This window comes from Peribacillus sp. FSL K6-1552 (genome assembly GCF_038005205.1).
In the GTDB taxonomy this organism is placed as follows: domain Bacteria; phylum Bacillota; class Bacilli; order Bacillales; family DSM-1321; genus Peribacillus; species Peribacillus butanolivorans.
Genome location: NZ_JBBOST010000001.1, coordinates 4,105,848 through 4,120,614 on the forward strand (window position 1 = coordinate 4,105,848; position 14,767 = coordinate 4,120,614).

15 protein-coding genes and 1 riboswitch are annotated in these 14,767 nt (G+C 33.3%); of the genes, 1 reads left to right on the forward strand and 14 read right to left on the reverse strand.

What is annotated here, in order from left to right:
• The first annotated feature begins 150 nt into the window (after positions 1–150).
• Positions 151–1,080 carry a polyisoprenyl-teichoic acid--peptidoglycan teichoic acid transferase TagU gene (gene tagU / locus NST21_RS19765; RefSeq protein ID WP_340890816.1) on the forward strand — a complete coding sequence of 310 codons (930 nt, stop codon included), beginning with the start codon at positions 151–153 and terminating at the stop codon, positions 1,078–1,080.
• Positions 1,081–1,510: 430 nt separating this feature from the next.
• Here the strand turns inward: tagU and NST21_RS19770 are convergent, their stop codons facing one another.
• The 14 genes from NST21_RS19770 to NST21_RS19830 form a co-directional block, all read right to left on the reverse strand.
• Positions 1,511–1,993 carry a hypothetical protein gene (locus NST21_RS19770; RefSeq protein WP_340890817.1) on the reverse strand — a complete coding sequence of 161 codons (483 nt, stop codon included), beginning with the start codon at positions 1,991–1,993 and terminating at the stop codon, positions 1,511–1,513.
• A gap of 158 nt (positions 1,994–2,151) precedes the next feature.
• Positions 2,152–2,643 carry a VanZ family protein gene (locus tag NST21_RS19775; RefSeq protein WP_340890818.1) on the reverse strand — a complete coding sequence of 164 codons (492 nt, stop codon included), beginning with the start codon at positions 2,641–2,643 and terminating at the stop codon, positions 2,152–2,154.
• Positions 2,640–2,771 (reverse strand): hypothetical protein, encoded by a 132-nt coding sequence (locus tag NST21_RS19780; protein WP_328114488.1) that lies wholly within the window; start codon positions 2,769–2,771, stop codon positions 2,640–2,642. The genes NST21_RS19775 and NST21_RS19780 overlap by 4 nt, the downstream gene beginning before the upstream one ends.
• 312 nt (positions 2,772–3,083) lie before the next feature.
• On the reverse strand, positions 3,084–3,221 hold the full coding sequence (locus NST21_RS19785; RefSeq protein WP_328114487.1) for a hypothetical protein: 138 nt from the start codon (positions 3,219–3,221) through the stop codon (positions 3,084–3,086).
• Positions 3,222–3,970: 749 nt separating this feature from the next.
• Positions 3,971–4,102, reverse strand: a complete 132-nt coding sequence (locus tag NST21_RS19790) for an anti-repressor SinI family protein (protein ID WP_340890821.1) — start codon at positions 4,100–4,102, stop codon at positions 3,971–3,973.
• Positions 4,103–4,122: 20 nt separating this feature from the next.
• A riboswitch (cyclic di-GMP riboswitch) is annotated at positions 4,123–4,204 on the reverse strand.
• Between the two features lie 519 nt (positions 4,205–4,723).
• On the reverse strand, positions 4,724–4,891 hold the full coding sequence (locus NST21_RS19795) for a hypothetical protein (protein WP_340890822.1): 168 nt from the start codon (positions 4,889–4,891) through the stop codon (positions 4,724–4,726).
• 762 nt (positions 4,892–5,653) lie between these two features.
• Complete coding sequence (locus NST21_RS19800; RefSeq protein ID WP_340890823.1) at positions 5,654–7,453, reverse strand: ABC transporter ATP-binding protein; 1,800 nt, start codon at positions 7,451–7,453, stop codon at positions 5,654–5,656.
• A gap of 277 nt (positions 7,454–7,730) precedes the next feature.
• A complete protein-coding gene (locus NST21_RS19805) occupies positions 7,731–8,213 on the reverse strand; it encodes a lasso peptide biosynthesis B2 protein (protein WP_340890824.1) in 483 nt (160 codons plus the stop codon).
• Positions 8,214–8,244: 31 nt separating this feature from the next.
• Positions 8,245–8,550 carry a lasso peptide biosynthesis PqqD family chaperone gene (locus NST21_RS19810; RefSeq protein WP_340890825.1) on the reverse strand — a complete coding sequence of 102 codons (306 nt, stop codon included), beginning with the start codon at positions 8,548–8,550 and terminating at the stop codon, positions 8,245–8,247.
• A complete protein-coding gene (locus tag NST21_RS19815) occupies positions 8,543–9,481 on the reverse strand; it encodes an HPr kinase/phosphorylase (protein ID WP_340890827.1) in 939 nt (312 codons plus the stop codon). The genes NST21_RS19810 and NST21_RS19815 overlap by 8 nt, the downstream gene beginning before the upstream one ends.
• Before the next feature lie 140 nt (positions 9,482–9,621).
• Positions 9,622–9,753, reverse strand: coding sequence for a paeninodin family lasso peptide (locus tag NST21_RS19820; RefSeq protein ID WP_340890828.1), 132 nt, complete (start codon positions 9,751–9,753; stop codon positions 9,622–9,624).
• A 16-nt stretch (positions 9,754–9,769) separates the two neighbouring features.
• Positions 9,770–11,710, reverse strand: a complete 1,941-nt coding sequence (locus NST21_RS19825) for a lasso peptide isopeptide bond-forming cyclase (RefSeq protein ID WP_340890829.1) — start codon at positions 11,708–11,710, stop codon at positions 9,770–9,772.
• An 846-nt stretch (positions 11,711–12,556) separates the two neighbouring features.
• Positions 12,557–12,718 carry a transposase gene (locus NST21_RS28920; protein ID WP_445670532.1) on the reverse strand — a complete coding sequence of 54 codons (162 nt, stop codon included), beginning with the start codon at positions 12,716–12,718 and terminating at the stop codon, positions 12,557–12,559.
• A gap of 645 nt (positions 12,719–13,363) precedes the next feature.
• Positions 13,364–14,584, reverse strand: coding sequence for a nucleotidyltransferase domain-containing protein (locus NST21_RS19830; RefSeq protein ID WP_340890830.1), 1,221 nt, complete (start codon positions 14,582–14,584; stop codon positions 13,364–13,366).
• Positions 14,585–14,767: the final 183 nt, after the last annotated feature.

Sequence of the window (14,767 nt, forward strand, 5' to 3'; positions counted from 1 at the left end):
TCAACCCCTTTACCACTGTGTTAGTTACATAGTACACAATAACACCAAAAATTGTCAAAGGTATTATAAAATAACAAAATAAACTATTCTTTTAAACTGAAATTAAATATAATAGACTAAGTGATTACAAAACGAGGAAGGAAGTAAGATATGAGAAACGAAAAAAAGAAGAAAAAGAAACGGACATGGCTGAAAGTAGTCGGAATTGTCGTCCTTCTTATTATATTAGGCGGTGGAGCCTTTGCCTTCTCCGTATGGAATTCCCTAACAAAAACTGTAGAAACGATGCATACGCCCATAGACCGTAACACGGATAAACGAACTAAGGACCTTGCCCTATCAGATCAGGAGCCCTTTTCTATACTCATGCTCGGTGTCGATGAACGAGATGGCGACAGAGGCCGTTCTGATACAATGATCGTCTTAACCGTTAATCCACAAAAGAAATCGGTTAAAATGCTGAGCATCCCGCGTGATACACGCACCGAGATTGTCGGACACGGTACACAGGATAAAATCAACCACGCGTTTGCATTTGGCGGCGCGGAAATGTCGATGGATACTGTCGAGAACTTCCTCGATATCCCGATTGACTACTATATGAAGATCAATATGGAAGGCTTTAAGGATATCGTTGACGCAGTCGGCGGTGTGACTGTGCAAAATAATTTGGACTTCAGTTCTGATGGTGTTCATTTCGCAAAAGGTACGCTTACCCTTAATGGGAAAGATGCGCTAAGTTATGCACGAATGAGACATGATGATCCGAATGGTGATTTTGGCCGTCAATCCAGACAACGTTCCATTATCGAGGCTGTTATCAAAGAAGGCGCAAGCATTTCATCGTTGACGAAATACGATGAAGTTTTCGGTGCACTAAGTAAAAATATTCAGACAAATTTGACGTTTGATGACATGATGGACATCCAAAAGAACTACCGGGCCGCAAGCAAAGACATTTCCGAATCATCCATTAATGGCACTGGAACGAAAATCGACGGAATCTACTATTATATTGTGTCGGAAGAAGAACAAGAAAAAGTTCAAACCGAATTAAAAGAACATTTAGCCATAAAATAATAAAAAATAAAAAAGCTGTCTGGACCCGCATCCAGACAGCTTTTTCATTTTCTTCGTCCAATATTCTGACAAAAAACGGACATCAATTGTAGAGATTTGTTGGAATCTTTGTTGTTTATTAGGCGCAAAAAGACGGTATAATCTAGTATGAGTTGAATATTCCTTTCTTCCACTTGAGCCATTTTTATCACTAGACACTATTATTCTTTGGACACGAAATTATGTTAAATATCCTTCATATTCTATATCATAAAAGGAGTGAATTGTATGAAAATCAAGGCAGGTAGTTGGACAATGCTAAGCAAACAGGACAAAATGTTTATTCTGAAAGCTATCAGTGATCGCTCTAAAATGAAATATGTTTCATGAGAAGGAAAACTGTTGATTTCCTAGGTATATACCCTCTCCATTTTCAATAATTAAAGGAATCTTAAACCTCGAAAAAGGAGAGGAATTTATTCAAAACGTAATCCCATAACAAACGCCATTCGCCTTTTTCCTTTACCACATAGCAATCCTGTTCTATTGTAAACACGCCAAAGCGAGAATCGAAGACCTGTGTTACAGGAATCATATAGGCAGTTTTATGCACTTTTCCATCCTTAGCCAGGCTCCAGTTCTTCACTTTCTTAGATCGACCTACATCATACTGAAAGGTTTCCACTTCCATATGCTGCATAAAAACATGGGTCCGATTTTGCACATAATCGCCTCGATTTGGGAACCGCAGCTTCATTTCAGAACTTAATAAATCCCATGACTTCCCGAACTCCGCCCCACTCTCATACTCATAAAAATCCTCCACCAAGCGTACAGAGCCACTCGGCCAAAGAAAAATGATACAACCTCCTACAGCTAAAACTAGGAGCATACTTGCCAATATTCCTTTTGGACTCTTATTTTGTCTTTTCATCTTTCATCACCTTCACAAAGGTCATTGCTATAATATATATGAGATAAACGATAAAAAAGAAGCATGTTGTTAGACATACTTCTTAAGGTATATGTATCGGTACGGTTTCATGGGAGATTTCTTATTTATAAGGAGTTGAAGTATAAAGGGGAAATCATTCAATGACGCTTTCGCCGTCGATTTATTATAAGAAAGCATAGAATACCTAGTAATCCACCAAATGTATCAAGCATAACATCCTGCCACAAGGGGGTACGTCCACCTGTGAATGTTTGATGCAGTTCGTCCGCACTAGCATAAAAAAGGACACACAAAAGAGAACCTGAAAACGAAATTATGCTGTTTTTTACAAAAGTGCGCCAAACACTAATCGTCAAAAAGCCGAACACAAAAAAGATAATAAGATGGGCACCCTTTCGAATAAAAAACTCCAGAAATCCAGCCACTCCAGCTGTATGAACACTCACCTCAAGCCCACCATACATAAATGAAATACCACCGAGTTTTTCATACAAAAACGGAGTATTTAACTGTCCTAAAAATGGAGAAATCCTTTGCTCATCATACGTCTGTGAGGAAAAAAAGAATATTAACATGGCCCATAAAACGAACAAAGCTGGGATTAACCACTTACGGAACCTACGGATCATATTCTATCATGTTCCTCAATGATACCGCTTAGTTTTTCCTTAAGATCTTCCACAAGATCATTTACTGTAACATCCTGCTGAAACTCGCCCTTTGTATACGTATCTATTAATATATCAATAAAATTCATTAGAATATCCACTCCAATTTGAATAGAGCCACTATGTAAAACAGTTGTACTAAACCTATTTTTCTAAAATAAGGAATATAGCTCTTTTAATTGATAATCACATATAAAAAATGTATTAGCAAGCGGAATAAATCCAAAAAGGGTAAAATCAGAATTTTTAAAGAAATATTAAAAGATATGATCACAAAAAGTTCATAATTGACGGATTATTAATATCATCAGTTGAATATTTGTAGTTCATTATGTGTAAAAGACCATAAGAAAACTAAACAAAAAAAGACTGATTTCTCAGCCCTTTTTGATAACCACCCGTTACGATTGACCGAGAAAAAAAGTCAATAAAGAAATCAAGATTAAAATAATAGTAATATAAGACCCAATAAAAATTTTCTTGCTTCTTTCTTTCTTTTCATAAACTTCCTCGAACGTAATATATTTATTTTTTGTCATCAAATTATTCTCCTCGTATTTTGATGGCAGCTTGACATCGCCTTCTGCGAAGTCCTTTTAGCTTTATTATAGTATCGTCAAATACACAAAAATATTAACTGTTTTATTCACTATTTTTTTGATTGGTCGCATTTTATAAATGAATATTTGTTCCTACTATATAGTTTACTATAAATCATACAAAATACATTTATTCAAAATATTCCAGTATACCAATTACCCTATTAAACTTACCAAGGTTTCATTCACCACTAAAAAGTTTTCTATCTGTATCTTTTGCTAAAGAACTGTTTTTAGGGCTGCAATTTGTTTAAACCATTTACTGTACTTAAATAATACCGCTTCTTTGTACTTACTACCTTCTTCATATTAATCCAATAAGAAAACGCTTACAATAGTACTATATACTTAAAATTTTTTATTAAATATTTTACTACTTGTTGAAAGGTCTTAGAGCCGGAACATTCTAGTCAGGAAAAATATCTAATTATATCCGAATATTCTATAGATATATTGGTACTTACAATTTCCGAACAATACTATAGGGAACTAACAATATATTGTGCTAATCTATAAGAAACTCTTAGGTATCAGCTCACGCAAATGACTAATTTGGTTGATAACAGATCGCTTCATCCGCAAGCTTTTAAGTTATAACGAAAGAAAACAGTAGAATCCAGTTCATAAAAAAAAGGCTGAATAACAGCCCTCCAAAGTATATATATTTTTTTGCTTATCTAATTCTAATTCTAATTCTTGTGGGGCTGATTAATCAATTTCTGTTCGTTCTGAATAAAAGCTCTCACTTCTTGAATGGAAACCCCTAAACTTTTTGCTTCCAAAATTAAATTAACCCATTCTGCATCAATTTTTTTCTGCATATCTTCTTTTTCACCTTATTTGTGGTAACACAGCCGTCTTAGCATAGCCTTAGACCTGTAATTTTGCGTCCCTACTTTTCAATAGGTTTGCGTTTCTCAAGAGTATTGAACATTTTACATAATCTCCTTACAATGGTGGTTAAACCATGATAAAGACACTTCCATTATCTATTTATAAAGCTTAACTCCAATTAATTTAATTGGTGTCCAGATTTCTCTTATTTGAATTAATGGCATAAATTCATTTCATCCTTTTTGAGGTAACCCAGTCATCCATGACCTGTGGTTTTGCTCCCTTACTTTTCAATTACTATATTGAGATTAATTATACTTAATAAGTTAACAATTGTTAATAGATAACTATTAATTACTTTATAACATTATTCGATAAAGTTTTAATTAGTAAGTAATTCAAAACCTCTTCTTATAAATCTTAAGTTCTATATTCTCTAGTCTTTATTTATACGTATAAAAAACTACTATTATTGAGTTATAAACATTATTAAACATCCTAGATGCTTAATCACCCATGAAAGTCTTCCTATCCTTACCTGCTGCCAATGAACTGTTTTTAGAGCTACCAACCTAACCCGCTAGTCATTTGTTTATACCCGAAACAATTTACTGATGGTTACCTTGTGCATTGCAGGGCTTTAATTCTAAAGCAGAATATGTATTATTTCCTCTATCATTGTCTATCTCAAACTCTTTTATTTTATAATACTCTTTATAAATTTTCTCCAACCAAAAAATGACAACCACAATGGTAAACTGAATAATGTTCTCCACAATAGACCCCTAACAAAATTGCTAGATTCATAATAAAATATCCCTCATTTATATGATTTTTTATTATTGTGACCTTGTTCTTGTTTTAAAACACCAATTTAAACCAAAAGGAATAGAAACAGTTTGTAGTTGATTAGAAAACAGTTCATAAAAAAAGAAGGCTGATTAACAGCCTTCCCCATGTACACATATTCTTATATTTTCCATTGATATGATGACTTTTCTAGTTCAGTTCTCTCATAATATCAAAACATATTACTTTAACCTTCTTCGATGTTGGTTAAAAACCTTGATGAAAATACTATTATCATCAGATTTAAAAAACTTAACTCCAACTAATTTTAAGGGTGTCCATATTTCTCTCATTTGGTATAAAGGCATTAATAAAAAAATTCATCCTTTCTTAATTAACCCAGTCAATAGAACAACCGCTCTCTAGATATGAGTCATAGCTTTTAATAGTTACTCTTTCTTTAATTACTTTTAACAATACCCATTATTTGATTGATTAATCCACATAATAGAAATTCATTTTTTTATTTCTATTCTTTTTTAACTTATGCATTGTTATGTCATATAACCCTGACGTTTAACCTATTCATAAGAAAAAAGCTGGTTACTTCATAACAACAACGAAACTTTCGTTATTTATATCAATAAAAAATGCTTGAAATACCATTTTTTATTGTAATGTTAATTAATTTCATTTTCATATTGTGTCTACCCAATGTTATAAAGAAAGGTCGGCAAATAATTAGAGAATCACATACTTGATTCTATTTGGATACCTAGTAAATTGCTAAACATCCCTCTTTTTTCACTCGCTAGTTGGTTATATTCACCGACTTGAATGATTTCTCCCTGATCCATAACCAATACTTGATCCGCATTACGAATCGTCGATAACCGATGAGCAATTACAATAATGGTCATGGTTCCTTTTAATCTTTCGATAGCGGCTTGGATCTTCGCTTCATTTTCCGTATCTAATGCACTTGTTGCCTCATCTAAGACAAGGATAGATGGTTTACGTAATATGGCTCGAGCCAGTACAAGTCGCTGCCTTTCTCCTCCTGACAGTCGAACTCCTCGATCACCAATGAGTGTATCAAGACCTTGTGGAAGCTTACTGACGAAATCATCAGCAGCAGCGAACTCCAAAGACTCCCAAATGGATTCATCGCTTGCATTAGGGTCAATAATCATCAAATTTTCCCGTATAGTTGCATTAAATAGAAATGGATCCTGCGGTATATAGCTAATCGATTTCCTTAGTGATAATAAGTGATCACTAGTAAGTGGGATATCATCTATACTGACCTCGCCCCGATCAGGTTGATTTAATCCCATTAAAATATCAATTAAAGTACTTTTTCCCGCCCCTGATCGTCCTACTATAGCCGTCATACGGTTAGAAGGTATGTGTACATTTATATTTTTAAGTGCATACGTACTTTCATTTTGATTATATCTAAAATAAACATGACGACAATCTAGCCCATGTTTAATTTCAATAGACTTAATATTTTTATAATCTGAATCATATGACTCTCTTGCTTCTCTACATTCATTTTGTAAATCTAACAATGCTTTAAAAGATGGAAGAGTAGATCCTATTTGCTCTAAATTAGATTGGATACTTGTAAACCTTGGCCATAACCTTGAAAAAATAACCATTATCAACATTAATTGTGCTGGCTGGGCCATGAACATTTTTATTGAAAAAAAGACAAAAATCGCAATTAAAAATGATGAAACAATTTTGAAGATCATTTGAGAAGTAGTATTTAATGTAGTTAACTTAATTCTGTTTTTTTCCATTTTTTCAGTTAAGGAAAGAAACCAACTTAAATGAGAATCTTCTAATGAATTACTTTTGATATCCTTCATTCCATTAAGGTGATCAGTAATACCCGCTAAATATGTTTGTGTTAGTTGAAAGGTTTCTTTTCCTAAAGTCTGAGACTTTTTGATGAATTTCCTGGAAAAGAAGATTAGGATCAATCCAAAAACTATGATAAAACTAGTCATTGTAACAGATAGATAAAGTGCTATAACGATTTGAATGAAAGTAAAAATAAGAGAAGATAAGAACTGTAAGAATAAATTAATACCCGCACTCACATTAAAGGTTTCATTTGTCATGATGTTGATGATATCAGTTTTCCTCTTTTTCAGGTAAAATCCCCAATTTACTTGCAGCAAATTTCCATAGGTCTCATCTCTTAAATGTCTAATAAAACCTTGTTGGATTTTCACACCTAGTATTGTTTGATTCCGCTTAAAAATACTTTGTCCCACCATTAATAACACATAAACTCCCAGTATCAATATAAGACTAATCGTTTCAGGAATTCCTATGAATAATTCATTAACCCAACTTAAAAAAGGAACCTCCTCTGTACTAATATCTAAAATGCCGGTCAATCCAATCAACGGGATTAATAAGAAAATTCCTACACCCTCTAAAAAACCTATTAAAATCATACAAATAAGATTGATATATAGAATTTTCCCGGAATAATCATGTATCCGCTTGGTAAAATGCAAGAGATGCTTCAAAATCATATCCTCCTATCACAGAGCTTGTTTCTTTTTTATCCCGAATGTCTACATAGCATTTTACAATATTGCTGAGTTACGACATTTGAAGGAAAGGTATTGGGGCACATTGTAGGTTTATAACAAACTTCTACCTAATGGATATAATAGAATAAGAATGGGGTTGGTGATTCGTAGAAATAGGGATTTGTTTCTATATATACTTTCTATTATAAAGAACCTTTTCTAGAGGAAAACGTGTTTAACGTTCCCCCTGTTATTATAGGTATCGAGAACGTTAACTAGATTCTTGTTCTTCCAGCTTTTCAACACTGTTCTTTTTAGCGAACTTCGAAACAACCGTGAATCTATCCATCACATCAGCACCGGTTATATAAAAAGGACCGCTACGTAGCCAAGCGTGTGCAATGAGTTCTCCATTCTCATCTTTAGCTGTCCCTAAATAAAGAGTACTCTCAATATTTCTTTTCTCCAGCATTTTCATGCCAGCCATTGCCTTTACTAGGCATTGGCTTTCCCAAAAAGTATAACGACTCATAATTCGAATGGCTCGCGATATACTAGCTAATACCTCTTTATTCGATGAATTGGAGGTATATGATGTCTCTTTCATTTGTTCACCTAGTAAAGGAGCAACTTTTGAAAATGAGATACTCTTAAGATAACGGGCTCTACCTAAATGTAAAAAGGCCTCAATAAGCAGCAGTTTTGTTTTAAAGTTCAATCGAAGAAAAGTATGAGCTTTCTTTGTAATATTCATTATTTCCTCCTAGAGCTAAAATTTCATGATACTAGGAATTAATGCTTTCTTTAATATTAACTAAGTCTTGCTCTAACAATTGACTTAAAAAAGCAGTGACTTGTTCTTCACACTCGGTTTGAGTTACATCATATTGAGACAGTAATTTTGTAACTAACTCATGAATCGTAATGGGCTCCTTCATTAGCTCCCATATTTCTCCACCCAATTCCCCTAAATTATAATACTTACCTTTGTGAACGCTTAACATCACTTTTTCTCCATCCATATCACTAACAATGTTTCCTGGACTTTGGCTATATAAATGTTTCTCAGAAACTCTATGGTTTTTAATCATGTACTATTTCCTCCATTTTTAGCATGTTTACTATTAAATCCGATAGGTCTGGAGCGGTGAAACGGTTTGTAGGTCGACGTAATTGATAAAAATCAATTTTTTTGATCATTTTAGCGGAGATATTAAAATGCCAGTCCATTAATCCAGACTGTTGAATAAAAGAATTACGATATGTATGATAGTACAACTTATAAAATCTTTGGAGATGTTCTATAGGTTTCACTTCAATCTCGTCATTATCTCCCTTGACCAATTCAAATACACCAGCAAGTGGGAGTCGATCGGTAACAAACTGATTTTGAACAGGGATAGCGAATTTATTTTCTCTAACAGTGAGTGATTGATAATTAGTTGAATCCATTTCAAAATGATTTAAGCTTTCCAACCATAATTTCTGTTGAGGATAGGAAGGTGTTACAAATGGTACATTTTCATTAGTAAGTGTTACTGGTATGACATCATCACTTATGAGCTGATAGCCTTTTTTTAATAACGCTGAAGCAAGAGTAGATTTCCCAGCACCAGAATCACCAACAATCGCATATGCCTTTCCATCTATGGCTACAGCACTTCCATGTAAAGGAAGAATCTTTCTTTGCATCAATATTGCTCCCATACAAGTACCGAGGATATACAGTCGAATTTCATCATCATAAGCCCCATTAAATGGTGAAACTACTATTCTATTTCCGCTTTGTATCAAAAAAATGGCTGTTCCTGACACATGGAACATAATCCAATCTTTATTAATGACAAAATCTTCATTAGGATCCGAATGCTCGTTCCATAATGGATAGAGGTCGGCTTTTTCAATAACAATATCCGTTATATCACCCTCTATATTAATATGAAGTAATTCCGGTAGAGGGATTTCACTTGAAACTGTTAAACCAAAAGCTTCATAAACAGTCTTTTTTTCAATACCGATCATATAAATACCCCCAAATATTAACGATTTCATCTAAGGAAGTAATAAATTACTAAATGAATTTTCAAGACAGACCCCTATTAACTCGATAAATAGGGGCTCAGGTCTTTAACTTTGCAATCTACATGTACGTAAGGGAGAAATTAACTAAAAGTTATATCCCCTTTATTAGTGCCTGCTGGAAATGAGGCATCCGTGTAATCACCATCTGTTCCAAGCATTGTTTTATTAACATCAAGAACTTCTAATTCAGGTTTTTTCCATTCCTTTTTCATATGTATTCACCTCCTTTTAATTAAACTGTTTTAAAAATCGATACACGATTAAACTGCGCATTAGAAACTTATATTCAGGATCAGGAGCAAATTCTGGCCTAGCGCCTTCTTTAATCTTGATTAGCGCTTTGTTTATCGCTTGACCATCTAGATATTCTAGAGCTTCTTTATCTGTGCTAAGCTGCTCTATCTCCTCTATTAATTGTCCCCATTTAGGAAGCATACGGTGAACCCAGTCAGCTCCTTGGACACCCCTGTATCGCTGGTTTAATCTGACTTTATCAGGTAAGTAATTTACTGTTGCATTTCGAACAAGTGCACGATCCACACCATTTTGTACATATTGATTTTCTGGGAGAGATAAACAAAAACGAATTACACGTATATCATTGGTTGGATCTCGTTTCCACAACTTATATCGTAAGGAAAGCTTTGCGGAAAGTGTACTCCCTGCATTCCACTGGAAGACATCTTCAAAGTGCTTTTTTCTTTCATTAAATATGTCAGAATTTGAATACCATCCTGTTTGATCAATACCGTGTTCTTTGAATTTTTCATATACGCCCGTCTTTTCTGCGAAGCCAGGATTTATTAAAGTAGGAATTTTATATGGAACACCTTCTGGAAAGACACGATCAATAATTGGAAATCCAATCCTCGCAATAGTTTTCACTTTACGTAATCTAGATCCACCAACATTTCTCCTATATTGGTCCAACTCCTGATAAAGGCGAATCCATTTTAATCTTTTTAAAAGGAGAGAGTAATACTCTAAAGGGAACCCCCATGAAATTGAAAAATTCCCTCTATCACCATTAAGTAATACCCCTATGTCTTCCTCATTTGCCTTTTCAAACATCCCCTTCAACCAAAAGGAATTTTCAAAAAACTTATATGGCATTTCCATGATGTCAAGAAAATCTTCAATTTCAGAATAGGAGTCTTTTCCCTTAAAGTCACAGTAATGATCTGTAATACCACCAACATGATTTACTGTAGATTTAATGAAAGGCCGCTCATCTGCTAATAAGTTTTTAGGAGTAAAGTCTTTAAAATCTTCGGGAGGAATATAACTATATGTATGCAGTTTATTGTTTTCACTTTGTAGCTTCTTTACAGCAAAGCCCACAACAGCTCCTGAATCTAAGCCTCCACTCAATTGCGCTCCAACTTTTCGATGTGTCCTTAATCGAGAGGTTACAGCCTCCTGAAAGACACTTTGAAATGCTTCGATATATTCTTCATTTGACTTCAGCTTTAGTCTTTTCCCTTGAGTTAAATAGGAATATCTTTTTAGAGTCAGCTTATTTTTCTCAATTGTTATGCTATGAGATGGTGGTATCTGATATATATTTTTATAAGGCGTTATTGTAGAATCTACCGCATCTATCATTCCGGATATCGCCAAATATTCAGACAACCACTGCTCATTTAATTTTTTTTCGATAAATGGTAGTGACAAAAGCGGATCAATAGTTGTACAAAATGCAAATTTCTGATGACTTTGGTGATAATAAAGCGTCCTGCTGCCTGAGAAATCTCTTGCCCCAAACATCTTCTGTCTCTTTTCGTCCCAAATCACAAAAGCAAAATCCCCTACTAAGAACTTAGGTGCATCTTCCTCCCACTTATAGTAAGAAAGGAGAATCAGTTCGCTATCAGTCATGCCTTTTTGATCTAATGGTTTAACTTGTAACATCTGAAATAAATCTTCACGATTATCAATAATAGCATCAGCAGTGATTGTACATCGCCTTTCAAAATCGTAAAACGGGAGCTGTTCACCTACAGATTCAGGAGTAATCCATTGAGCGTGACAACCGAGAAAAACCTTATCTGAATGCCATATTTGGATAGAATCAGCAGGATATTTTTGTAATCCTGACATCAATATACGACACTGCTGGAGATTAACAGGCTCTTCATTCAAATGATAAATACCGGTTATAGCACTCATGGTTTTCCCCCTGCTTACTTTGTTATGTATATAAATTTCATAGAGTACTAATATATTCTACTCATTCTAGTTTTCTATACTCATAGTGACTAGTATTTTCATTCCATTAAATTTGAAAAAAATGTACAGTTCAAAGTACATCACCATTCACTATTACTTTATCTTCCTTCGATGTTTATTAAAAACCTTGATGAAAATACTTCTATCATCTGACCTAAAAAACTTAACCCCTACTAACTTTAAGGGTGTCCATATTTCTCTCATTTGAAATAGAGGCATTAGAATTCACCCTTTCTTTATCGACTCAGGCAACCACCTTTGAGTTATTTGTGTTCAAAATCTTTAGATGAGCGTATCTCCCTCAACGTAAGAATAAACAATATTACCGTACTATTTTAAGAACTTGTTGTTCTTAATAACGAATTACATAAGCTAAAATTACCACCTATTTATGCCCATGTCAATAACTTTTAATCTATATTTAAAAAGCCTATACTAGTCCTTGTTATCTTCTTTGAATATATATTAGAATACCAATCATTCATACATGTTCTTCTTCCTTTTCCCTTCATAAAAAGGTCAATATTCTTTATTTGTAATCCAATCCTGACATCATCAAATCTTATTAAAAGACTTATTAAACCTGAAACAACAGTCAATATCATTTAAACTAAGTTTTCAATAACCATGTCATTGTTTAAAGTACCATCAAAAAAATAAAGATATTTTCTTGTAGTCGTTCATTTAATTTTTCAACATCTCAGTCAGGTCTGATAGAGCTTGATCAAACCCTAAATGGCAACATGTAAGTTGGTTATAGTTCTCATACTGGGAGACTGGGAATCATTAAAGGGATTCTTCGTTTGGGAATTGTTTATTGCGTTTACTATATTTCTTAATCTGCTTATTAATAGATTCAATTAAATTAGTGGAATAGATGCTTCTCCAAATCGATTTAGAAACTATAAAATGTAAGATATTGGGGTTTTGCTGTAATAATTTCGTCACTTTTTATATTTATTCCCAATTGTCAACATTAGTTAGAAGGGCTTTTTCTCCCACCTCAAGATTCTCACCACTATAAACCAATTTGAAGTCTTCATAAATTTCTCCACAGTCAGAAACACGGAATTTATACAATACGTGAAATATGGACGCAGTATGATTGATATTAGCATTTGAAAGATAGAGAAAATACTTATGTGAAGCCCTTTAATAAGACCAAAAAGGAAAATAGCTATTATAAAAGCAGATAAGACTCAGGTAAAACCGATGAGAAACTATAATCAGATGTCAAACATCAACGCTTATGTTCTTCAGTAATTTTGGTAAAATCATAAATAGCAAGTTATCTAAAACGGACACCCTAAATTTTTTTAGAAGAATATTATTGGGGGCTGGTAGAAAACATAATTACGGAGATATCATTTTAGCGCCAACGCTGACAAGTGTAAAAACCCACATTTAATATGTGGGTGATTCACTCAATTAAAAAGATTGTATATTAATTGAAAATTCGGGATAAATAATATCAAAATAGAGTTAGAACTCAAGCAATAGCAAGCTGCAAATACAAAATTATGCAAAGAAAGTCTAAACTCTTACAAGAGAAAAATCCATAAAATAAATTCAATTATTTGTCACCCTTCATTTTTATACACTCTGTTTCCTCGTCTTTCTCCAAGCCCATAAAAAAGGGCGTAATGGAAAGTATAAAAAATAAAGTGGTTTAGGCAACTTTAATATTACTGAATCCTCATGGCTTGGATAAAGTAATTGTAAAACGAAAAATATCTTCTGCAGATTCGATTTCATTGAAAACAAATAACGATTTACTAACGACTTTTGCAAATTTAACTTCATTAAATTATTACTATAATTTAACGATTTATCATTATATTGGTTTATTTCTAAATCACCCTTTTTCACTATATAAAAAATAGAAAATTGAGCTAGTTTACTTGTACGTTTTCCTGTTGATATTGATTTCATCTCTTCAGGGATTGGGGTATTCAATAACTTATTAGCTAAAATAAATGCTTGTCCTATATTATTGTAATGTAGATATTTTTTTAGAAGTAAATTAATATTTTCTTTATCATTTCTTTTTCTTATTATTTTATCAATATCAACTAACCACCGAAGCCGAAACCAACCATGCCTTGCGCCATGATCCACAAGGTAAATAAACAAATCCTCTTTACCAAAAAAATTGACTGGATAGGTAGTTAGTGTACTGACCCTTTTTCGTTCCCACAATTCATCAAAACTTGGTTCTTTCCCAGGAGGAGGGTGAAGTCTCCAATGTATTTCAATCTGAACTTTTTTTTGAGGATGGAAGTATGTTACGTGATGTGTCATCCATCTCCAATTGTCAAATGCCATTGAAGATTCCTCTCTCATGTATCCATACTTCAAAAGAAGCTCTTCTGCCTTACTTATGTCGTTTATTGGTACTAAAATATCTAAATCCTTTGAAGTTCTTAACGATATATCTCCGTACATATCTTGAGCAATAACTGGTCCCTTTAAGAAAAGAAGACGAATATGATTTTCGGTAAATATTTTACTCACAATTTCCATTTCTGCCGCTAATCGGAGCATATGATATGTATTTTCTTTATATTTTTGATGCAAAATTTCGATAACACGTGTTGGTATCATATTTCCATCAATCATTTTTATCTTTAAATAAATTATTGGGTAAATACGATGATGATTTGCTAATTTAAGGAATAACTCCCAATCAATATCTTTTACCAATTCTTTTTTTAGCGTCCATATACTGTCCTCATGTTCCCTCTTCATAATTTCAAGTAATAATCTTAACTCCCTAGATATTGTAGACAAATCCAAACTGTAATTTATATTCATTATTTCTCCTTAGAATTTTTTATTATCAAGCACAAAAAAAATGTAAAGTCCTAATAAAAGTAAATTATCAATGTGTAGTCCTCTTATGGTAATACAACTAACTCAACCTAAAAAACCCTTAGATCAAGTACCTCAATCAATTTGCGGAAAATTAGGGAGAGTAGATTAGATGTATTTAAGCCA